Source organism: Streptomyces sp. NPDC002779 (genome assembly GCF_042888685.1).
In the GTDB taxonomy this organism is placed as follows: Bacteria; Actinomycetota; Actinomycetes; order Streptomycetales; family Streptomycetaceae; genus Streptomyces.
Genome location: NZ_JBIAQC010000001.1, coordinates 1,085,292 through 1,105,830, shown reverse-complemented (window position 1 = coordinate 1,105,830; position 20,539 = coordinate 1,085,292). Strand labels below are relative to the sequence as shown.

Genomic DNA, 20,539 nt, shown 5'->3' with positions numbered 1-20,539 from the left:
CCTCAGCCGGCGAACGCCTCCCCGAACGCGCCTGAACTCTGCTTCACCCCACTGCACTTGGTCAGTGAGTCCGCCCCCTCCGCACACTCCTGGTCCCGAAGCGTCGACCACATCGACACCCAGGCGATCTCCTTCCGCTCCGCGAACCGCCGTACCTGCGCCGCGTCCTGGAGCGTGAAGGTCTCGCCGTCGACATCGTTCACGCCGATCATCGAGGTCAGCGCCATGCCCCGCCAGGCGGCGGCGGAGGACGTGCCGAAGACGTCCCGGAGCTGGGCGTGCGCCGCCTTCGCCGCGGTGAGGGCGTAGTCGCCCATGTCACCGCCGTAGGACTCGCCGTAGTTCATCGTCATGAGGTTGACGGTGGAGACCTGGACGGCGTGGTCGTTGGCCGAGCGGAGGAGGGCGACGCCGGCGTCGTCGAGGCCGGCCGGCATCACCGGGAGCGTGAAGGAGACCGTGAGACCGGTGCGCTCCCGCTGGAGCAGGGCTATCGCCTCCGCGCGCAGGTCCACCGAGTCGGAGTCGGTCAGTTCGTCGCCCTCGATGTCGAAGTCGGCCTGGGTGGAGCCGGCCGCGTCGAGTGCGTCGCCGTACGCCTTCGCCAGCGCCTCGGCGCTGTCGCAGTGCTGGGCGAGCTCGTCCCCGGAGGCGCCGCCGAAGGAGACCCGGACCGTGGCACCGGACTCCTTCAGCTCGGCGACCCGGGACGCCACCCGGGCGGCGTCCACGTCGTACACCCCGCTCCAACTCGGCGTGCAGTCACTGCCGTCCGCGATCACGAAGGCCAGGTTGTACGTCGCCGGGGAGCCGGCCGTGTCGGTGGCGGAGGCGGTGAGGGCGCTGACGTAGGGGGCGTAGGGCGTGGTGCTCTCGGTGCTTGCCGTGCTTCCGGATTCCGCCGAGCATCCACTCGTTGCCAGGGCAAACATCAGGGTGAGTCCGGCCGTCGCCTTCAGAAATCTCCGCATCCACCGAATGTCCCACATCGCCCCCGGAAGTCAGCCGCAGCGGCCGAACTCTCAGCGAACGGACAGCTCAGGGAGTTTTTCATGGGCGTCTCACATGAATACCGGCGCCTCGGACACATAAAGCTTCCCTACTGTCCGGGGAATGCATTCCGAGCCTGCCATCGAAAGCCGCGCCGCGATCCGCGGTCGCCGCCGCAAACGCGGCAACGGGTCCGTCGAAGGGCCCGTGTTCGTTGACAACTCCGGACGCCGGTCGCGGATGCTGCGCCGTATCGGCATCGTCGTGGGCGTGGGCTGCGTCGGGTACGCGGTCGTCCTGGGGATGGCCTTCATGGGCATCGGCACCTCGATCACCCCGGCCGAGCTGCTGCCGTTCGGCACCAGTGCCCAGGGCGCCGGGCCGGGCGGTGTCCCGGGCGAGCAGCCGCAGGGCGGCATGGGAGGCCAGGTCCCGCCCAGCGGCGCCCCGTCGGCCCCGCCGGCCGGCACACCCGCGCCCACCGCTCCCGCGTCCACCTCCGCCGCTCCCGCGTCCACCTCCGCCGCCTCCGCGTCCACCTCCGCCGTGGCGGACTCCGCCAACTGACCCTGGACCGCAGCCACTCCATGACTACGACGCCACCCTCACGCGGCCGTCGGCGCGCCCCCACCCGGATGAAACGGGTGGCCGGCAAGGCCGCGGCGCTGCAGAAACCGCGTGTCATCCTCGCCCTGCTGCTCCTGCTCGCGCTGACCAGCGTCATGCTGCTGGACGGCTACCTGCGCGCCGAGGTCGGCGGCGACCAGCGCGTGCGCAGCGGGGCCAGCTCCAGCGACGTGCCCGACGACATCCTCGACGGCGGCCCGATCCTCACCTTCCGGGGCGGCCGGGCCGGCACGGTCTCGGTCCCGGACAAGACCATCGCCCTCACCTTCGACGACGGCCCGAACCCCACCTGGACGCCCCAGGTCCTGGAGATCCTGGAGGAGTACGACGTCCCGGCCACCTTCTTCGTGGTGGGCTCGATGGTCTCCCGCTACCCGGACATCGTGAAGGACCTGGTCGACCAGGGCAACGAGGTCGGCATCCACACCTTCACCCACGTCGACCTGTCGTACCAGAGCGACGCCCGGGTCACCCGGGAGATGACCCAGACCCAGCTCGCCCTCGCGGGCGCGGCCGGCATCACGACCACGCTGTTCCGGGCGCCGTACTCCTCGGAGACGGACGCCATCGACAACTACAGCTGGCCCGTGTACCAGGAGCTCGGCGAGGACGGGTACACCAGCGTCTTCATCGACACCGACAGCGACGACTGGAAGCGGCCGGGTGTCTCGAAGATCGTCAAGTGGGCCACTCCGGCGGAGGATCAGGGCGCGTCCGTGCTCTTCCACGACGCCGGCGGCGAGCGGTCCCAGACGATCAAGGCGCTGCCCCGCTACATCGAGAAGATGCGGGCGAAGGGATACACCTTCACCACGATCAGCGGGGTCATGCAGGAACAGGGACCCGCTGCCGCTCCCGGCGGCTCCGGCCTCCAGGCCGCCCACCGCGAGGCCACCGGCGCCCCCCTGTACGAGGGCAAGGCCCTCGTCGCCGCCGTCGCCGTCGCCGAGTGGACCGTACCGGCGCTCTCGGTCGGCCTGATGGTCGTCGGGGTGGCGGTGCTGGGCCGGTTCGGGATGATGCTGCTCCTCGCCCGCCGCCACTACCGGCAGCGCAACAGACGCCGGTTCAGCTGGGGTCCGCCGGTCACCGCGCCGGTCAGCGTGATCGTCCCGGCGTACAACGAGAAGGAGTGCATCGCCAACACCCTTGAATCGCTGGCGAGGAGCACCCATCCGATCGAGATCATCGTCGTCGACGACGGCTCCACCGACGGCACCTCCGAGATCGCCCGGGCCGTGGCCGACTCACTGGGCATGCGCAATGTCCGCGTCGTCCGCCAGGAGAACGCGGGCAAGCCCGCCGCGCTGAACAACGGCGTCCGCAGCGCCAGTCACGACATCGTCGTGATGATGGATGGCGACACCGTCTTCGAGCCGGACACCGTACGGCAGCTCGTGCAGCCCTTCGCCGACCCGGAGGTCGGCGCCGTCGCGGGCAACGCCAAGGTCGGCAACCGCGACACCGTCATCGGCGCCTGGCAGCACATCGAGTACGTGATGGGCTTCAACCTCGACCGGCGCATGTACGACCTGCTGCGCTGCATGCCCACCATCCCGGGCGCGATCGGCGCGTTCCGCCGGGAAGCGGTGCTGGAGGTCGGCGGGATGAGCGAGGACACCCTCGCCGAGGACACCGACATCACCATCGCCATGCACCGCGCGGGGTGGCGGGTCGTCTATCAGGAGCACGCGCGCGCGTGGACCGAGGCGCCGGGCTCGCTCAGGCAGCTGTGGTCGCAGCGCTACCGGTGGTCGTACGGCACCATGCAGGCGCTGTGGAAGCACCGCAAGTCCCTGACCGACAAGGGGCCTTCGGGCCGCTTCGGGCGGGTCGGCATGCCGCTCGTGGTCGTCTTCCAGATCGTCACGCCGGTCTTCGCCCCGCTGATCGACGTCTTCACCGCCTACTCGATGATCTTCATCGACTTCGGGGCGGCCCTGCTGGCCTGGCTCGCGGTGCTGGCCGTCCAGCTGGTGTGCGCGGCGTACGCCTTCCGCCTCGACCGCGAGAAGTACCGCTATCTGCTGATGATGCCGCTCCAGCAGCTGGCCTACCGGCAGATGATGTACCTCGTCCTGATCCACTCCTGCATCACGGCCCTGACCGGCGGCCGGCTGCGCTGGCAGAAGCTGAAGCGCACCGGTGAGGTCGGGACACCGGCGGGGGCGGGCTGAGTGGGCGCGCACCGGCGCGGGGGGACGGTCACCGCCGTAGCGGCCCACCCCGTTCGTGACCGCTACTTCGACACCCTCCGCGCGGTCGCCCTGATCCGGGTCGTGACCTACCACACCTTCGGCTGGGCCTTGGCCGGACTCGTCTTCCCCTCCATGGGCGTCATGTTCGGCCTGGCCGGCACCCTGATGGCCAAGTCCCTGGAGCGGTCCGCGCCGAAGGTGGTGCGCGGACGTCTGCGTCGTCTCCTGCCGCCCTTCTGGTTCTGGGCCTTCTTCGTGGTCCTCGCCATGCTGATCCACGGCTGGATGCCGGGCCCGGCGATCGTCTACTGGGTCCTCCCGCTCGGCGACCCGCCCGGCAGCGCGTGGGGCGTCCAGGCGTACGAGATCCTCTGGTACCTGCGGACCTACCTCTGGCTCGTGCTCCTGTCTCCCCTGCTGCTGAGGCTGTTCCGGCTCGCGCCCCTGGCCGTCCTGCCGGCCTCGCTCGCCCCGGTCCTGGTGCTGCACTTCCTCTGGACACCCCCGGACGACCGGCTCGGCAGCGCCCTGTGGGACCTGTCGACGTACCTCTTCTGCTGGATCCTCGGCTTCGCGCACCGCGACGGCGTGCTCCAGCGGACGAGACCGGCGGCGGTGGTCCTGCTGTCGCTCGCCGCGCTCGGCTACGGCGGCTGGTACGCCTTCGCCCACCAGGGCGCGTACGGCACCTACGACCTGGACGAGATCCCGCTCGCGCAGGCCTTCTGGTCGGCGGGGTTCGTGACGCTGCTGATGTGGGCCAAGGCGCGGTTCCGCATCGACTTCGCGGGGCTGGCCCGGTTCCGTCGGCTGGACCGGCTGGTGACGGTCTTCAACGCGCGTGCCGTGACGATCTACCTCTGGCACGAGATCGCCCTGATCCTCGCAGTCCCGCTGATCGACCGGTTCTGGGAGGTGCCCGCCTTCGCGGCGTATCTGCCGCTGGAGAGCCAGTGGTTCCTGTTCGGCGTCGGCTGGGTGCTGATCGCGGGGTTGGTCCTGCTGTGCGGGTGGGTGGAGGACGTGGCGGCGAAGCAGCGGCCGAGGCTTCTGCCGGGACGGGGTGCTGCAAGAATGGGCGCGTGACCCGCGCTTCCCTGAACAAGCAGCCGCACGAAGTCGCCTCGATGTTCGACGACGTCGCGGAACGGTACGACCTGACGAACGACGTGCTCTCGCTCGGCCAGGACCGGGTGTGGCGCAAGGAGGTCGCCAGAGCGGTCGACGCCCGCCCCGCGCAGAAGGTCCTGGACCTGGCCGCCGGTACGGCGACCTCCTCCCTGCCCTTCGCCCGCACCGGTGCCTATGTCGTCCCCTGCGACTTCTCGCTCGGCATGCTCCAGGTCGGCAAGCGCAAGCACCCCTGGCTGCCGCTGACGGCGGGCGACGCGACGAGGCTGCCCTTCAAGGACGACGCCTTCGACGCCGTCACGATCTCCTTCGGCCTGCGCAACGTCCAGGACTTCGACGCCGCCCTGCGCGAGATGTACCGGGTGACCAGGCCCGGCGGCCGGGTCGTCATCTGCGAGTTCTCGCACCCGACCTGGGCGCCCTTCCGGACCGTCTACACCGAGTACCTGATGCGCGCCCTGCCGCCGGTCGCCCGCGCGGTCTCCTCCAACCCCGAGGCGTACGTGTACCTCGCGGAGTCCATCCGCGCCTGGCCCGACCAGCCCGCCCTCGCCGAGCGGCTGCGGAAGGCCGGCTGGTCGAAGGTGGCCTGGCGGAACCTGACCGGCGGGGTCGTCGCCCTGCACCGGGGCTTCAAGGAGAGCTGAGGCGCCGGGCGCTTCGAGGCGAACTGAGACACGCCGTCGCTCAGGCGAACCCGGACGCCGGGGCGTAGGAGTGACCGGTCGGCTCGTCCAGCTCCCGCTGCGTCCCACCGCCCGGCGGACGCGGCGCTCTCGGCTCGCGCACCCCGGAACCTCCGCCGCCCTCGCCCTCGGCGAACTCGAACCAGACGGTGACCACGGCCCCGCGCGGCACCTCGACGCCGGGCGCCGGGTACTGCCGTACGACGTAGTCCACGACGGCGAGCCGGAGGTCGGGGCGGTCGGGGGAGGCGATCAGCACGCCGCGTGCCTCGGCCGACCTGCGCGCGTCCACGGCCATCAGACCGACGAGGCGCGGTACGCGCACTTCGGTTGTCCTGGGCGGTATGTACACAGACGTCACCCCCTGCGGTACCGGCAGAGTAACCCCCGCCGGGTACCACCCGGAAGCGTTAAGTGTCTTTCTGTGACAGTCAGTTACTCTGAGTAACGCAACTGCGTCAAGCCGCTCCGCTTGTCAGGTCCAAGCGGTAGCAGTGCCCCTGCCGATCGCTCGTCGGCGTGCGGAACACCTCGGCGAGCCGCATGCCCAGCCGCCGGGTCACCGCGATCGAGCGCTCGTTGCGGGCGTCCACCATCGCCACCACGCTCGGCACGCCCGCCGTCCGCACCCGCTCCAGCGTCAGCCGCGCGGCCGAGGTGACGTACCCCTTGCCCCAGTGCTCCCGCGCCAGCCGCCAGCCGATCTCGATCTCGCCCGTGGGCCCCCACTCGCGCTCCCAGGGCTGGGCGCCGGTGAAGCCGATGACCCGGCCGGACTCGTCCAGCACGGACCACAGACAGAACCCGCGCTCGGCGTCGTGCCGCCGCTGGCGGGCGGTGAGCTCCTCGTACACCGACAGTCCGGCGGACCTGCCGCCGTGGAACTCCATGACGTCCGGGTCGTCGAAGAGCCGGTGCCAGACGACCGCGTCCTCGTCGGTGGGGACGCGCAGCCGTACTGCGGGGAGAGCTCGGTTCACGGGGGGCAACCCTTCAGCCGGGTGATCGCTGCTGCTGAATAGACTGCCCGTGTCCTGTGCCGGTCGGCACGCAGATTTCGAACTTGGGGAGATCCCGCCGTGACCGAGCCCCTCCTCTCCGACAACACCGCTGATGTGATCGTCGTGGGCGCGGGGCCAGCCGGCTCCACGACCGCGTACCACCTGGCCAAGGCCGGACTCGATGTGCTGCTGCTGGAGAAGACCGAGTTCCCGCGGGAGAAGGTCTGCGGTGACGGCCTGACCCCGCGCGCGGTCAAGCAACTCGTGGCGATGGGCATCGACATCTCCGAGGAGGCCGGCTGGCTGCGCAACCAGGGCCTCAGGATCATCGGCGGTGGTGTCCGGCTCCAGCTCGACTGGCCCGAACTCGCCTCCTTCCCCGACTACGGACTGGTCCGCAAGCGCGACGACTTCGACGAGCAGCTCGCCCGCCAGGCCCAGAAGGCCGGCGCCCGGCTGTACGAGCGCTGCAACGTCGGCGCCCCGATCGTCGACGACCGCACCGGCCGGATCACCGGCGTGCACGCCAAGCTCGGCGAGGAGAAGCACGAGGTCGCCTTCCACGCGCCGCTCGTGGTCGCCGCCGACGGCAACTCCACCCGCCTGTCCCTGGCGATGGGCCTGCACCGCCGCGAGGACCGCCCGATGGGCGTCGCGGTCCGGACGTACTTCGAGTCCCCGCGCCACGACGACGACTACCTGGAGTCCTGGCTCGAACTGTGGGACCGGCGCGGCCCGGGCGAGGACCGGCTGCTGCCCGGCTACGGCTGGATCTTCGGCATGGGCGACGGCACCTCCAACGTCGGCCTGGGCGTGCTCAACACCTCCGACTCCTTCAAGGAGCTGGACTGGCGCGAGGTGCTGAAGGCCTGGTGCGCGTCGATGCCGGAGGAGTGGGGCTACACCCCGGAGCACATGACCGGCCCGATCCGCGGCGCCGCGCTCCCGATGGCCTTCAACCGCCAGCCCCACTACACCAAGGGCCTGCTGCTGGTCGGCGACGCCGGCGGCCTGGTGAACCCCTTCAACGGCGAAGGCATCGCCTACGCCATGGAGTCCGGCCAGATCGCCGCCGACGTCATCGTCCAGGCCCACGCCCGCCAGACCCCCGCGGGCCGCGAGATGGCCCTCCAGCGCTACCCGCGCGTGCTCAAGGACACCTACGGCGGCTACTACACGCTGGGCCGCGCCTTCGTGAAGCTCATCGGCAACCCGAAGGTCATGAAGATCGCCGCCCAGCGCGGCCTGACGCACCCGCTGCTGATGAAGTTCACCCTGAAGATGCTCGCCAACCTCACCGACCCGACGGGCGGAGACGCGATGGACCGCATCATCAACGGCCTGAGCAAGGTGGCCCCGAAGGCCTGAACGGCCGCTGAGCGCCCGAACGTCGACGGCCGGGGCGGAGGGTCCTTCCTCCGCCCCGGCCGTCCCACACCGCCGACCTCGGCCGACAGCGATGCCGGACGGGGCCGCTGCCCCCGAGCGGCTGCGGCCCCGTCCGTACTGTTGTGCCCCTTTTCGGGCTGTGCGTCAGAGTACGCGCACCGCGCCCGAGGCGGGATAGCCGGAAAGGTCCTGAATGACCACGCCCTTGGAGGGGTTGGCCGCGTCCAGGTACTGGCCGTCGCCGATGTAGACGCCCACGTGGTACGCCGAACCCTTGCCGCCCCAGTAGAGGATGTCGCCGACCTGGAGGCTGGACAGGGAGACGTCCGTGCCGACCATCGACTGGTCCTGGGAGATCCGGGGGAGGTCCACGCCGACCTGCTTGAAGGCGGCCTGCACCAGCGAGGAGCAGTCCCACGCGTTCGGGCCGGTGGCGCCCATGACGTAGGCGTCGCCCAGCTGTGCCTTGAGGAAGGCGATGACCGTGCCGACGCTGCCGCTCGCGGGGGCGGAAGCGGTGGCGGTGGTGGTGGTGGCAGTCGTGCTGGTGGCGGCGAGCGTGGTCCGCTCGGCGCTGCGCGCGGCGCGCTCGGCGGCGGCCTTGCGGGCCGCCTCGGCGGCCTCCTTCTTGGCCTCCGCCTTCTTCTTGGCCTCCGCGAGGTCGGCCTTGGCCTCCTTCGCGGCCGCCGCGGCTGCGGCGTCGCGCTCGGCCTGCAGCTCGTAACCGGCCGCGGCCTGCTGCGTGACGTCCGCGGACTCGGCGACCTGAGCGGCCAGGTCGGCCGTCAGGGTGGGCAGTTCGATGGTCTGCGTGACCGGCTCGGCGGCGCTCGCCGTGGCCGACGCACCCGCCGCTGCCATGCTGAGGACGCCACCGGCAACTCCGGCGCGCATCGCGAGGGTCGTGGACCCGGAGCGGCGGGGTTTCCGGTGGCTGCGTATGTGAGCGGTGTGGGACATGAGAACAACCGGTATCAGGGGCTCCTCCATACCTTCAAGAAACGTGTGCTGCGCCACAGTTGTTCAACCGACCCCCCGAAAACCTCTCCTGACGCCCTTTATTGACGCCGTAACGGACATTGCGGACGCCACCCCGCACGCCCGTGATCACGCGCTTTCATCGGTTCGCCCGAATTGCCCCGCGCCTACCACTGGTTGGGACAAGTGGCCAAGCCCGGTTCTCATCGGCCTCTCATGAGTGTGGCGGAGGTCACGCAACGGTCACAGCGACGGGTGCGTCCCCCGTGCGCGATCGACCCCCCGATCGCTCGTGAACGCGTGCACGCGTCCACACCTCGCCCCGCGCCTCCCTCTGATGTGTGAACGCGGTCCTCTATCAGGGCCCCGGGTCCATCTCCAATTTGCATGCAAGGGAAGTCTCTTGATATTGAGACGACCCCTCCGAGCTGCGCCGACGAGCGGAAATGTCACCTCAGGTGATCACTTGCATGCCTCGCGTACGAAGATCACCACTCATCCGACTTCATGATCCTTCGTCAGGTGGTGGAGATCACAAAGCTTGTGCAATACCCCGTGTCGCAGATCACAGAGCGGCGGGCATAAGATGCGAGGCAGTTGGGCTTGTGACCTGCTTCACATGTTCTCGATCTTCGCCGGGACGGGCGGGGTTCGAGGAACCGGTGGGACAGGAGTGGCGAGTCCGACGCAACCGCCAGCAGTCAGTGCCGACTGAGAGGAGCGAGGAGCGGTGAACGCGTATGCGCCCATCCTCGTACTGGGAGCCCTCGGGGCAGGCTTTGCGATCTTCTCCGTGGTCATGGCCACGCTGATCGGTCCGAAGCGGTACAACCGGGCCAAGCTCGAGGCCTACGAGTGCGGCATCGAGCCGACCCCCACGCCGGCCGGCGGCGGGCGTTTCCCGATCAAGTACTACCTGACGGCGATGCTCTTCATCATCTTCGATATCGAGATCGTCTTCCTCTACCCCTGGGCCGTCACCTTCGACGCCCTGGGGATTTTCGGGCTCGTGGAGATGCTGCTCTTCGTGCTCACCGTCTTCGTGGCGTACGCGTACGTATGGCGGCGCGGCGGCCTGGAATGGGACTGAGGGGCCTTTAACTCATGGGACTCGAAGAAAAACTGCCGAGCGGCTTCCTGCTGACCACCGTCGAGCAGGCCGCGGGCTGGGTGCGCAAGGCGTCCGTCTTCCCGGCCACCTTCGGCCTCGCCTGCTGCGCCATCGAGATGATGACCACCGGCGCCGGCCGCTACGACCTGGCGCGCTTCGGCATGGAGGTCTTCCGCGGTTCCCCGCGGCAGGCCGACCTCATGATCGTCGCCGGCCGGGTCAGCCAGAAGATGGCGCCGGTGCTCCGGCAGGTCTACGACCAGATGCCGAACCCCAAGTGGGTGATCTCCATGGGGGTCTGCGCCTCCTCGGGCGGCATGTTCAACAACTACGCCATCGTGCAGGGCGTCGACCACATCGTCCCGGTCGACATCTATCTGCCCGGCTGTCCGCCCCGGCCCGAGATGCTGCTGGACGCGATCCTCAAGCTCCACCAGAAGATCCAGACCTCCAAGCTCGGCGTGAACGCCGAGGAGGCGGCCCGCGAGGCCGAGGAAGCCGCGCTCAAGGCGCTCCCCACGATCGAGATGAAGGGGCTGCTGCGATGAGCGACACGAACAACGGCGTCAACCCCGAGAAGGACCTCGGCACCGAGAACCTCCCCGGCCAGCGGGGCGACGGCGGCGAGGAGATCCGCGTCCAGCGCGGCATGTTCGGCGCCAACAACGGCGGCGACACCTCCGGTTACGGCGGCCTGGTCCGCTCGGTCCGGCTCCCGGGGCCGGCCACCCGCCCCTACGGCGGCTGGTTCGACGAGGTCGCCGACGAACTCGAGGGCGCCCTGGAGGAGCAGGGCCTCCTGCCGGAGAACGCCATCGAGAAGACGATCGTCGACCGCGGCGAGCTCACCTTCCACATCGAGCGCGAGCATCTGCTCCGCGTCGCCCGCACCCTGCGCGACGACCCGGCCCTGCGCTTCGAGCTGTGCACCGGCGTGAGCGGGGTCCACTACCCCCACGACAAGGGCCGCGAGCTGCACGCCGTCTACCACCTGCGCTCGATCACCCACAACCGGCTGATCCGCCTCGAGGTCAGCGCCCCCGACAGCGACCGCCGCGTCCCGTCGCTGGTCTCCGTCTATCCGACCAACGACTGGCACGAGCGCGAGACCTACGACTTCTTCGGTCTCGTCTTCGAAGGCCACCCGGCCCTGACGCGGATCATGATGCCGGACGACTGGCAGGGCCATCCGCAGCGCAAGGACTACCCCCTCGGCGGCATCCCCGTCGAGTACAAGGGCGCCCAGATCCCGGCTCCGGACCAGCGGAGGTCGTACTCGTGAGCACTTCCCACGCTTCCCCCCGCGAGACCACCGAGGGCACCGTCTACACGGTCACCGGTGGCGACTGGGACGAGGTCGTCCAGTCCGCGGCCCGCGCCGACGACGAGCGCATCGTCGTCAACATGGGTCCCCAGCACCCCTCCACCCACGGAGTGCTCCGGCTGATCCTGGAGATCGAGGGCGAGACGGTCACCGAGGCCCGCTGCGGCATCGGCTATCTGCACACCGGCATCGAGAAGAACCTCGAGTTCCGCACGTGGACGCAGGGCACCACGTTCGTGACGCGCATGGACTACCTGACGTCCTTCTTCAACGAGACCGGCTACTGCCTCGCCGTCGAGAAGCTCCTCGGCATCGAGGACCAGATCCCCGACCGGGCCACCCTGATCCGGGTGCTCCTGATGGAGCTCAACCGCCTCTCCTCGCACCTGGTGTGCATCGCCACCGGCGGCATGGAGCTCGGCGCCACCACGATCATGATCTACGGATTCCGTGATCGTGAAATGATTCTCGACATCTACGAGCTCATCACGGGCCTGCGGATGAACCACGCGTACATCCGCCCCGGCGGACTCGCCCAGGACCTGCCGCCGGGCGCGGTGGACCAGATCCGCGAGTTCGTGAAGAAGATGCGCAAGAACCTCCCGGAGTACGACAAGCTCGCCACCGGGAACCCCATCTTCAAGGCCCGTATGCAGGACGTCGGCTACCTCGACCTGGCCGGCTGCATGGCCCTCGGCGCCACCGGACCCATCCTGCGCTCCACCGGCCTGCCGCACGACCTGCGCAAGTCCCAGCCGTACTGCGGCTACGAGACCTTCGACTTCGACGTCCCCACCGCCGACACCTGCGACTCCTACGGCCGCTTCCTGATCCGCCTGGAGGAGATGCGCCAGTCGCTCAGGATCGTCGAGCAGTGCCTGGACCGGCTGCAGCCCGGCCCGGTCATGGTCGCCGACAAGAAGATCGCCTGGCCCGCCCAGCTCGCGCTCGGCCCGGACGGTCTCGGCAACTCCCTCGACCACATCAAGAAGATCATGGGCACCTCCATGGAGGCCCTGATCCACCACTTCAAGCTGGTCACCGAGGGCTTCCGCGTTCCGCCGGGACAGGCGTACGCGGCCGTCGAGTCGCCCAAGGGCGAGCTCGGCGTGCACGCCGTCTCCGACGGCGGCACCCGCCCCTACCGGGTCCACTTCCGCGACCCGTCCTTCACCAACCTTCAGGCGATGGCGGCGATGTGCGAGGGCGGCCAGGTCGCCGACGTCATCGTCGCTGTCGCGTCCATCGACCCCGTGATGGGAGGCGTCGACCGGTGACCACCAGTTCTTCGGAGCAGGGCGTCAGCCTGGGCATGCCCGAACTGCCCGCGCCCGGCTACCCGGACGACGTCCGAGCCCGGCTGGAGCGGGACGCGCGCGAGATCATCGCCCGCTACCCCGACTCCCGGTCCGCGCTCCTTCCGCTGCTGCACCTGGTGCAGTCGGAGGAAGGCCATGTCACGCGCACCGGGATGCGGTTCTGCGCGGACATGCTGCAGCTGACCACGGCCGAGGTCACCGCGGTGGCCACCTTCTACACCATGTACCGGCGCCGCCCGAGCGGTGACTACCAGGTCGGGGTGTGCACCAACACGCTGTGCGCGGTGATGGGCGGCGACGCGATCTTCGAGGCGCTCCAGGAGCACCTCGGCATCGGCAACGGCGAGACCACCGACGACGGCAAGGTCACCCTGGAGCACATCGAGTGCAACGCCGCCTGCGACTACGCGCCGGTCGTGATGGTCAACTGGGAGTTCTTCGACAACCAGACCGTGCAGAGCGCCAAGCGCATGGTGGACGACCTGCGCGCGGGAGCACCGGTTTCCCCCACGCGCGGGGCGCCGCTGTGCACCTTCAAGGAGACGGCCCGGGTCCTGGCGGGCTTTCCCGACGAGCGGGAAGGGGCAGTCGAGGCCGGCGGAAGCGCGGGACCCGCTTCGCTGATCGGTCTCAAGCTGGCCAAGGGGGAGACCGCCCCCGCGCGCGTGGTGCACCCGCGCGACGGCGGACCTCATGAGGAGCCGCAGGACAGGGCAGTGCACGAGCCGTCACCCACGCAGCACCTGAGCTCACACGACGCGCCGCAGGACACATCGGCCTCCGACCCGGCCCACCCGGCCGGGCCTGCCGCCGAGGAGGGGGAGTGATGACCTTGGCACCCGAGCTGAAAGACACCGGCCCCGAGAAGCTGCTCGCACCCGTGCTGTCGGCCTTCTGGGACGAGGACAAGTCCTGGACGCTGGACGTCTACCGAAGGCACGAAGGATACGAGGGACTCCGCAAGGCGCTCGCCATGTCGCCGGACGACCTCATCGCCTATGTGAAGGACTCCGGTCTGCGCGGGCGCGGCGGCGCGGGATTCCCCACCGGAATGAAATGGCAGTTCATTCCCCAGGGAGATGGAAAGCCGCACTATCTAGTTGTCAACGCCGACGAGTCGGAGCCCGGAACCTGCAAGGACATCCCGCTCCTCTTCGCGAACCCGCACAGCCTCATCGAGGGCATCGTCATCGCCTGTTATGCCATCAGGTCGTCTCATGCCTTCATCTACCTGCGGGGTGAAGTCGTCCCCGTGCTGCGGCGGTTGCACTCGGCCGTGAGCGAGGCCTATGCGGCCGGCTACCTCGGAAAGAACATCCTCGGTAGCGGCCTCGATCTCGAACTCACCGTGCACGCGGGCGCCGGGGCGTACATCTGTGGTGAAGAGACCGCACTGCTCGACTCGCTCGAAGGCCGCCGTGGTCAACCGCGGCTCCGTCCCCCCTTCCCTGCGGTGGCGGGCCTCTATGCCTGCCCCACTGTGGTGAACAACGTCGAGTCGATCGCGTCGGTTCCCGCGATCCTGCACAAGGGCAAGGACTGGTTCAGGTCGATGGGCAGCGAGAAGTCCCCGGGCTTCACGCTCTACTCGCTCAGCGGCCATGTCGCGAGCCCCGGCCAGTACGAGGCCCCGCTCGGCATCACCCTGCGCCAGCTGCTGGAGATGAGCGGCGGCATGCGGCCCGGCCACCGGCTGAAGTTCTGGACGCCGGGCGGCTCCTCGACGCCGATGTTCACCGACGAGCACCTCGACGTCCCCCTCGACTACGAGGGAGTGGCCGCCGCCGGTTCGATGCTCGGCACCAAGGCGCTCCAGTGCTTCGACGAGACGACCTGCGTCGTCCGCGCCGTCACCCGCTGGACCGAGTTCTACGCCCACGAGTCCTGCGGCAAGTGCACGCCCTGCCGTGAGGGCACGTACTGGCTCGTGCAGCTGCTGCGCGACATCGAGGCCGGCAAGGGCGTGATGAGCGACCTCGACAAGCTGAACGACATCGCCGACAACATCAACGGCAAGTCCTTCTGCGCCCTCGGCGACGGCGCCGCCTCGCCGATCTTCTCCTCGCTGAAGTACTTCCGCGAGGAGTACGAGCAGCACATCACGGGCCGCGGCTGCCCCTTCGACCCGGCCAAGTCGACGGCCTGGGCCGACCACCGTACGGAGGTGAACGCATGACTGTGACCACGAGCGCTCCCTCCGGAGGGGGAGAGGCGGCGGTCCCGCCGGAAGATCTCGTCTCGCTGACCATCGACGGCGTGGAGATCAGCGTGCCCAAGGGCACCCTGGTCATCCGGGCCGCCGAACAGCTCGGCATCGAGATCCCCCGCTTCTGTGACCACCCGCTCCTCGACCCGGCCGGCGCCTGCCGCCAGTGCATCGTCGAGGTCGAGGGCCAGCGCAAGCCGATGGCGTCCTGCACCATCACCTGCACCGACGGAATGGTGGTGAAGACGCATCTGACCTCGCCGGTCGCCGAGAAGGCCCAGCACGGTGTGATGGAGCTGCTCCTCATCAACCACCCGCTGGACTGCCCGGTCTGCGACAAGGGCGGCGAGTGCCCGCTGCAGAACCAGGCCATGTCGCACGGCCAGGCCGAGTCCCGCTTCGAGGGACGCAAGCGGACCTACGAGAAGCCCGTGCCGATCTCCACGCAGGTGCTCCTCGACCGCGAGCGGTGCGTGCTGTGCGCCCGCTGCACCCGCTTCTCCAACCAGATCGCGGGCGACCCGATGATCGAGCTGGTCGAGCGGGGCGCCCTCCAGCAGGTCGGCACCGGCGAGGGCGACCCCTTCGAGTCGTACTTCTCCGGCAACACCATCCAGATCTGCCCGGTCGGAGCGCTCACCTCGGCGGCGTACCGCTTCCGCTCCCGCCCCTTCGACCTGGTGTCCTCGCCGAGCGTCTGCGAGCACTGCTCGGGCGGCTGCGCCACGCGCACGGACCACCGGCGCGGCAAGGTCATGCGCAAGCTCGCCGCAGACGACCCCGAGGTCAACGAGGAGTGGATCTGCGACAAGGGGCGGTTCGCCTTCCGGTACGCGCAGCAGCGGGACCGGCTCCAGACGCCGCTGGTGCGCAATCCCGAGGGCGAACTGGTGCCGGCGTCCTGGCCGGAGGCCCTGCAGATCGCGGCCCAGGGGCTGCTCGCCTCGCGCGGGCGGGCCGGTGTCCTGACCGGCGGCCGCCTCACCATCGAGGACGCCTACGCGTACAGCAAGTTCACGCGCGTGGCGCTCGATTCCAACGACATCGACTTCCGCGCGCGCGTGCACAGCGGCGAGGAGGCCGACTTCCTGGCGGCCCGGGTCGCCGGACGCGGCCGTGACCTCGACGGTACGGGCGTCACCTACACCCTCCTGGAGAAGGCGCCCGCGGTCCTGCTCGCCGGGTTCGAGGCGGAGGAGGAGGCGCCCGGGATCTTCCTGCGGCTGCGCAAGGCCTGGCGCAAGCACGGCCAGCAGGTCTTCTCGCTCGCCACGCACAGCACCCGCGGCCTGGAGAAGGCCGGCGGCGTCCTGCTGCCCGCCGCTCCCGGCACCGAGACCGAGTGGCTGGATGCCCTCGCGAGCGGGGTCGGACTGGAGGGCGACGGTGCCAGGGCCTCCGAGGCGCTGCGCACCGAGGGCGCGGTGATCGTCGTAGGGGAGCGGCTGGCCGGTGTGGCGGGCGGGCTCACCGCCGCCGTACGGGCCGCGTCCGCGACCGGCGCGCAGCTGGTGTGGATCCCGCGACGGGCCGGTGAGCGCGGCGCCGTGGAAGCCGGCGCGCTGCCGTCGCTGCTGCCGGGCGGCCGTCCGGCCACCGACCCGCGCGCGCGGGAGGAGGTCGCCGCGGCCTGGGGCGTGGCCGAGCTCCCGCACCGCTACGGACGCGACACCGGCCAGATCGTGGAGGCCGCCGCCACCGGTGAACTCCAGGCCCTGGTGGTCGCCGGAGTCGAGATCGCCGACCTGCCCGACCCGGCACGCGCGCGCGTGGCGCTCGCCGAAGCCGGCTTCCTGGTCTCGCTGGAGCTGCGGCCGAGCGAGGTCACCGAGCTCGCCGACGTGGTCCTGCCGGTCGCCGCCGTCGCCGAGAAGGCGGGCACCTTCCTCAACTGGGAAGGCCGGGTGCGCTTCTTCGAGGCCGCGCTCAAACCCGACCACATGACCCGCCGCCTGCCCCCGACCGACGCCCGCGTCCTGCAGATGCTGGCCGACGCCATGGACGTCCACCTGGGCCTGCCGGACCTGAGCACCGCGCGTGCGGAGCTGGACCGGCTGGGCGCCTGGGACGGGCCCCGGGCCACCGAACCCCTGGAGACCGGGGCGCAGTTGCCGCGGCCCGCCGCCGGGGAGGCCGTGCTGGCCGGGCACCGGCTGCTGCTCGACCAGGGACGCCTCCAGGACGGTGACGAGGCGCTCGCCGGCACCCGGCACACCGCCCACGCGCGCCTGTCGGCCGCCACGGCCGCCGAAGCGGGGCTGAAGGAGGGCGACCTCCTCGCGGTGACCGGCACCGCCGGGACCGTGCAACTCCCGCTCAGGATCACCGCGATGCCCGACCGGGTGGTCTGGCTGCCGCTGAACTCCACCGGTGGCGGCGTCGCCTCCGACACCGGGGCGCGGCCCGGCTCCCTCGTCCGCATCGGCCCGGCGACGCTCGCCACCGGAGCACCCAAGGAGGTGGAGGCATGAGTGTGTTCCTCGCCGCTGAAGACCTCTCGATGTTCGGCCGTGACCCCTGGTGGCTGGTCGTCGTCAAGGCGGTCTTCTGCTTCGCCTTCCTGATGGTGACGGTGCTGTTCTCCATCGTGTGGGAGCGCAAGGTCGTCGCCTGGATGCAGCTGCGCATCGGCCCCAACCGGCACGGCCCCTGGGGCATGCTCCAGTCGCTCGCCGACGGCATCAAGCTGATGCTGAAGGAAGACGTCATCGTCAAACGCGCGGACAAGGTGGTCTACGTCCTCGCGCCGATCATCGCGGCCATCCCGGCCTTCATGGCGATCGCGGTGATCCCCTTCGGCCCGGCCGGGAACGAGATCTCGATCTTCGGCGAGCGCACCACGATGCAGCTCACCGACCTGCCGATCGCGATGCTCTACATCCTCGCGGTCGCCTCGGTCGGCATCTACGGCATCGTGCTGGCGGGCTGGAGCTCCGGATCCACGTATCCGCTCCTCGGCGGCCTGCGCTCCTGCGCGCAGATGATCTCGTACGAGATCGCCATGGGCGCCGCCTTCGCCTCGGTGTTCCTCTACTCGGGGTCGATGTCGACGTCCACGATCGTCGAGGCGCAGCACGACCGCTGGTACGTCGTCCTGCTGCCGGTCTCCTTCCTCATCTACATCGTCACGATGATCGGCGAGACCAACCGCGCCCCCTTCGACATGCCGGAGTCCGAGGGCGACCTGGTCGGCGGCTTCAACACCGAGTACTCCTCGATCAAGTTCGCGATGTTCATGCTCGCCGAGTACGTGAACATGGTGACGGTCTCGGCGGTGTCGGTGACGCTCTTCCTCGGCGGCTGGCGGGCCCCCTGGCCGGTCTCCACCTTCTGGGAGGGCGCCAACCACGGCTGGTGGCCGCTGCTCTGGTTCGTGATCAAGGTGCAGCTGCTGCTCTTCTTCTTCATCTGGCTGCGCGGCACCCTGCCCCGAGTCCGCTACGACCAGCTGATGAAGCTCGGCTGGAAGGTCCTGATCCCGGTCTCCGTGGTCTGGCTGATGCTCGTCGCGACGGTACGGACCCTGCGCAACGAGAACTACGACTTCGCCGACATCGCCCTCTACGTCGGCGGCGGCGTCCTGGTGCTCCTGCTGCTCTCCTTCGTCGCGGACATGTTCCGCGGCAAGCCGAAGGAGGAGGAACCCGCCGCCCCGGCCGCCGGATTCGACGCGATGGCGGGCGGATTCCCCGTACCGCCGCTGCCCGGGCAGGAGCTGCCGCCGGTGCCGCGACGCCGTTCGCGCCGGGAGCGGGAGCTGATTGTCAGTGGCGGGGCCAATACTCGGAGTGACGACGGATCTCTGGATGGAAAGGAGGCGTCCGATGGCTGAGGAGCCCAAGGAGACCAAGCCCGGTTTCCAGAATCCCGTGGCCGGCTTCGGCGTGACCTTCAAGGCCATGTTCAAGAAGCGGCTGACCGAGCAGTACCCGGAACAGCAGAAGACCACCGCTCCCCGGTTCCACGGACGGCACCAGCTCAACCGCCATCCGGACGGCCTGGAGAAGTGCGTCGGCTGCGAACTGTGCGCCTGGGCCTGCCCCGCCGACGCGATCTATGTGGAGGGCGCGGACAACACCGACGAGGAGCGCTACTCGCCGGGCGAGCGGTACGGCCGCGTCTACCAGATCAACTACGCCCGCTGCATCCTGTGCGGCCTGTGCATCGAGGCGTGCCCCACGCGCGCGCTCACGATGACGAACGAGTTCGAGCTGGCCGACTCCAGCCGCGCCAACCTCATCTACACCAAGGAGCAGCTGCTCGCCGGTCTCGAGGACGGCATGGTCGACTCGCCGCACGCCCTCTACCCCGGCACGGACGAGCAGGACTACTACCGGGGCCTGGTGACGGAGGCCGCGCCGGGCACCACCCAGCAGGTCGCGCTCTCCAAGGGCGAGGTCCCGCAGGAGGCCGCCTCGACGTTCGGCGAGGACGAACCGGCGTCGGGGAAGGTGGTCGGCCGATGACCGCGCAGCTCGCCGCCTACTCCACCTCCACCGGCGAGGCCTTCCAGTTCTGGATCCTCGGCACGGTCGCGGTGATCGGCGCCCTGTGCACCGTCTTCATGAAGAAGGCCGTGCACAGCGCCCTCTGCCTGGCCGGCACCATGATCGTCCTGGCGGTGTTCTACCTCGCCAACGGCGCCTACTTCCTGGGCGTCGTGCAGATCGTCGTCTACACCGGCGCGATCATGATGCTGTTCCTGTTCGTGGTGATGCTGGTCGGCGTGACCGCCGCGGACTCCCTGAAGGAGACCATCAAGGGCCAGCGCTGGCTGGCCCTTCTGTGCGGCCTCGGCTTCGGCATCCTGCTGTTCGCCGGGATCGGCAACGCCTCCCTGACGGAGTTCAACGGCCTCGCCCAGGCGAACGCGGGCGGCAATGTGGAGGGCCTGGCCGTCCTGCTGTTCACGAAGTACGTCTTCGCCTTCGAGATCACCGGCGCCCTGCTCATCACGGCCGCCGTCGGCGCCATGGTGCTCACCCACCGGGAGCGCACCGAGCGGGCCAAGACGCAGCGCGAGATGGCCGAGCAGCGGGTGCGCGAGGGCAAGAACGTGCCGCCGCTGCCGGCGCCCGGCGTGTACGCCCGGCACAACGCCGTGGACATCGCCGGTCTGCTGCCCGACGGCACCCCCTCGGAGCTCACCGTCAGCAAGACGCTGCGGGAGCGCGGCCAGATCCGTGACGTGTCCACCGAGGCGCTCAACGACCTCAAGGCCCTGGAACAGCGGGCCGAGGAGCGCCTGGAGCGCACCAAGAGCGGGGAGGCGTTGAAGTGAACCCGGTCAACTACATCTACCTCGCGGCCCTGTTGTTCACGATCGGCGCCACCGGCGTACTGATCCGGCGCAACGCGATCGTGGTGTTCATGTGCGTCGAGCTGATGCTCAACGCCTGCAACCTCTCGCTCGTCGCCTTCTCCCGGATGCACGGCAATCTCGACGGCCAGATCCTCGCCTTCTTCACGATGGTCGTCGCCGCCGCGGAGGTCGTGGTCGGGCTCGCGATCATCGTGTCGCTGTTCCGTTCCCGCCACTCGGCCTCGGTCGACGACGCCAGCCTGATGAAGCTGTAAGG

Annotated in this window: 20 protein-coding genes; 16 read left to right on the top strand and 4 right to left on the bottom strand. The window is 69.7% G+C overall.

Annotation, left to right across the window (positions count from 1 at the left end; all coding sequences use genetic code 11):
* Positions 1–2: 2 nt before the first annotated feature.
* Positions 3–971: a chitinase gene (locus ACFYW5_RS05040; RefSeq protein WP_389415499.1), complete on the bottom strand. Its 969-nt coding sequence runs from the start codon at positions 969–971 to the stop codon at positions 3–5.
* 142 nt (positions 972–1,113) lie between these two features.
* Here ACFYW5_RS05040 and ACFYW5_RS05035 point away from each other — a divergent pair, with 142 nt between their 5' ends.
* From ACFYW5_RS05035 to ACFYW5_RS05020, 4 genes are read left to right on the top strand one after another with little or no spacing between them, the layout of a single operon-like run.
* Complete coding sequence (locus tag ACFYW5_RS05035; protein ID WP_389415498.1) at positions 1,114–1,557, top strand: hypothetical protein; 444 nt, start codon at positions 1,114–1,116, stop codon at positions 1,555–1,557.
* Positions 1,558–1,577: 20 nt separating this feature from the next.
* Positions 1,578–3,794 carry a bifunctional polysaccharide deacetylase/glycosyltransferase family 2 protein gene (locus ACFYW5_RS05030; protein ID WP_389415497.1) on the top strand — a complete coding sequence of 739 codons (2,217 nt, stop codon included), beginning with the start codon at positions 1,578–1,580 and terminating at the stop codon, positions 3,792–3,794.
* On the top strand, positions 3,795–4,901 hold the full coding sequence (locus ACFYW5_RS05025) for an acyltransferase (RefSeq protein ID WP_389415496.1): 1,107 nt from the start codon (positions 3,795–3,797) through the stop codon (positions 4,899–4,901). It abuts the gene before it with no gap.
* Entirely contained in the window at positions 4,898–5,593 is a 696-nt protein-coding gene (locus tag ACFYW5_RS05020; protein WP_389415495.1) for a demethylmenaquinone methyltransferase, read from the top strand. Before ACFYW5_RS05025 ends, ACFYW5_RS05020 begins: the two co-directional genes overlap by 4 nt.
* Before the next feature lie 40 nt (positions 5,594–5,633).
* Here the strand turns inward: ACFYW5_RS05020 and ACFYW5_RS05015 are convergent, their stop codons facing one another.
* Positions 5,634–5,957, bottom strand: a complete 324-nt coding sequence (locus ACFYW5_RS05015) for a PASTA domain-containing protein (RefSeq protein ID WP_389415494.1) — start codon at positions 5,955–5,957, stop codon at positions 5,634–5,636.
* A gap of 133 nt (positions 5,958–6,090) precedes the next feature.
* Positions 6,091–6,612 carry a GNAT family N-acetyltransferase gene (locus ACFYW5_RS05010; protein WP_389415493.1) on the bottom strand — a complete coding sequence of 174 codons (522 nt, stop codon included), beginning with the start codon at positions 6,610–6,612 and terminating at the stop codon, positions 6,091–6,093.
* Positions 6,613–6,711: 99 nt separating this feature from the next.
* Here ACFYW5_RS05010 and ACFYW5_RS05005 point away from each other — a divergent pair, with 99 nt between their 5' ends.
* A complete protein-coding gene (locus ACFYW5_RS05005) occupies positions 6,712–8,001 on the top strand; it encodes a geranylgeranyl reductase family protein (RefSeq protein ID WP_389415492.1) in 1,290 nt (429 codons plus the stop codon).
* A 165-nt stretch (positions 8,002–8,166) separates the two neighbouring features.
* Here ACFYW5_RS05005 and ACFYW5_RS05000 read toward each other — a convergent pair whose 3' ends face one another.
* Positions 8,167–9,012 (bottom strand): C40 family peptidase, encoded by an 846-nt coding sequence (locus ACFYW5_RS05000; RefSeq protein WP_389415491.1) that lies wholly within the window; start codon positions 9,010–9,012, stop codon positions 8,167–8,169.
* Positions 9,013–9,730: 718 nt separating this feature from the next.
* Between ACFYW5_RS05000 and ACFYW5_RS04995 the strand changes: the two genes are divergently transcribed.
* The 11 genes from ACFYW5_RS04995 to nuoK are packed head-to-tail and all read left to right on the top strand — an operon-like array spanning position 9,731 to position 20,537.
* Entirely contained in the window at positions 9,731–10,090 is a 360-nt protein-coding gene (locus ACFYW5_RS04995; protein WP_003974383.1) for an NADH-quinone oxidoreductase subunit A, read from the top strand.
* 14 nt (positions 10,091–10,104) lie between these two features.
* Positions 10,105–10,659, top strand: coding sequence for an NADH-quinone oxidoreductase subunit B family protein (locus ACFYW5_RS04990; RefSeq protein ID WP_056552623.1), 555 nt, complete (start codon positions 10,105–10,107; stop codon positions 10,657–10,659).
* Positions 10,656–11,393 (top strand): NADH-quinone oxidoreductase subunit C, encoded by a 738-nt coding sequence (locus ACFYW5_RS04985; RefSeq protein ID WP_389415490.1) that lies wholly within the window; start codon positions 10,656–10,658, stop codon positions 11,391–11,393. Before ACFYW5_RS04990 ends, ACFYW5_RS04985 begins: the two co-directional genes overlap by 4 nt.
* A complete protein-coding gene (locus ACFYW5_RS04980; RefSeq protein WP_389415489.1) occupies positions 11,390–12,712 on the top strand; it encodes an NADH-quinone oxidoreductase subunit D in 1,323 nt (440 codons plus the stop codon). The genes ACFYW5_RS04985 and ACFYW5_RS04980 overlap by 4 nt, the downstream gene beginning before the upstream one ends.
* Entirely contained in the window at positions 12,709–13,581 is an 873-nt protein-coding gene (gene nuoE, locus ACFYW5_RS04975) for an NADH-quinone oxidoreductase subunit NuoE (RefSeq protein ID WP_389415488.1), read from the top strand. Before ACFYW5_RS04980 ends, nuoE begins: the two co-directional genes overlap by 4 nt.
* Positions 13,581–14,930 carry an NADH-quinone oxidoreductase subunit NuoF gene (gene nuoF / locus ACFYW5_RS04970; protein WP_389415487.1) on the top strand — a complete coding sequence of 450 codons (1,350 nt, stop codon included), beginning with the start codon at positions 13,581–13,583 and terminating at the stop codon, positions 14,928–14,930. Before nuoE ends, nuoF begins: the two co-directional genes overlap by 1 nt.
* On the top strand, positions 14,927–17,431 hold the full coding sequence (locus ACFYW5_RS04965; RefSeq protein ID WP_389415486.1) for an NADH-quinone oxidoreductase subunit G: 2,505 nt from the start codon (positions 14,927–14,929) through the stop codon (positions 17,429–17,431). The genes nuoF and ACFYW5_RS04965 overlap by 4 nt, the downstream gene beginning before the upstream one ends.
* Positions 17,428–18,792 (top strand): NADH-quinone oxidoreductase subunit NuoH, encoded by a 1,365-nt coding sequence (gene nuoH, locus ACFYW5_RS04960; RefSeq protein ID WP_389415485.1) that lies wholly within the window; start codon positions 17,428–17,430, stop codon positions 18,790–18,792. Before ACFYW5_RS04965 ends, nuoH begins: the two co-directional genes overlap by 4 nt.
* Complete coding sequence (gene nuoI, locus ACFYW5_RS04955; protein ID WP_389415484.1) at positions 18,785–19,426, top strand: NADH-quinone oxidoreductase subunit NuoI; 642 nt, start codon at positions 18,785–18,787, stop codon at positions 19,424–19,426. Before nuoH ends, nuoI begins: the two co-directional genes overlap by 8 nt.
* Positions 19,423–20,241, top strand: coding sequence for an NADH-quinone oxidoreductase subunit J (locus ACFYW5_RS04950; RefSeq protein ID WP_389415483.1), 819 nt, complete (start codon positions 19,423–19,425; stop codon positions 20,239–20,241). The genes nuoI and ACFYW5_RS04950 overlap by 4 nt, the downstream gene beginning before the upstream one ends.
* Positions 20,238–20,537, top strand: coding sequence for an NADH-quinone oxidoreductase subunit NuoK (nuoK, locus tag ACFYW5_RS04945; RefSeq protein WP_250070882.1), 300 nt, complete (start codon positions 20,238–20,240; stop codon positions 20,535–20,537). Before ACFYW5_RS04950 ends, nuoK begins: the two co-directional genes overlap by 4 nt.
* Positions 20,538–20,539: the final 2 nt, after the last annotated feature.

Coding starts and splice junctions, on each gene's coding strand:
- nuoH (WP_389415485.1), top strand. CDS start 17,428: ATGAGTGTGTTCCTCGCCGCTGAAGACCTCTCGATGTTCGGCCGTGAC.
- ACFYW5_RS04950 (WP_389415483.1), top strand. CDS start 19,423: ATGACCGCGCAGCTCGCCGCCTACTCCACCTCCACCGGCGAGGCCTTC.
- nuoF (WP_389415487.1), top strand. CDS start 13,581: ATGACCTTGGCACCCGAGCTGAAAGACACCGGCCCCGAGAAGCTGCTC.
- ACFYW5_RS05030 (WP_389415497.1), top strand. CDS start 1,578: ATGACTACGACGCCACCCTCACGCGGCCGTCGGCGCGCCCCCACCCGG.
- ACFYW5_RS05035 (WP_389415498.1), top strand. CDS start 1,114: ATGCATTCCGAGCCTGCCATCGAAAGCCGCGCCGCGATCCGCGGTCGC.
- ACFYW5_RS04985 (WP_389415490.1), top strand. CDS start 10,656: ATGAGCGACACGAACAACGGCGTCAACCCCGAGAAGGACCTCGGCACC.
- ACFYW5_RS05000 (WP_389415491.1), bottom strand. CDS start 9,012: ATGGAGGAGCCCCTGATACCGGTTGTTCTCATGTCCCACACCGCTCAC.
- ACFYW5_RS04965 (WP_389415486.1), top strand. CDS start 14,927: ATGACTGTGACCACGAGCGCTCCCTCCGGAGGGGGAGAGGCGGCGGTC.
- nuoI (WP_389415484.1), top strand. CDS start 18,785: ATGGCTGAGGAGCCCAAGGAGACCAAGCCCGGTTTCCAGAATCCCGTG.
- ACFYW5_RS05040 (WP_389415499.1), bottom strand. CDS start 971: ATGCGGAGATTTCTGAAGGCGACGGCCGGACTCACCCTGATGTTTGCC.
- ACFYW5_RS04990 (WP_056552623.1), top strand. CDS start 10,105: ATGGGACTCGAAGAAAAACTGCCGAGCGGCTTCCTGCTGACCACCGTC.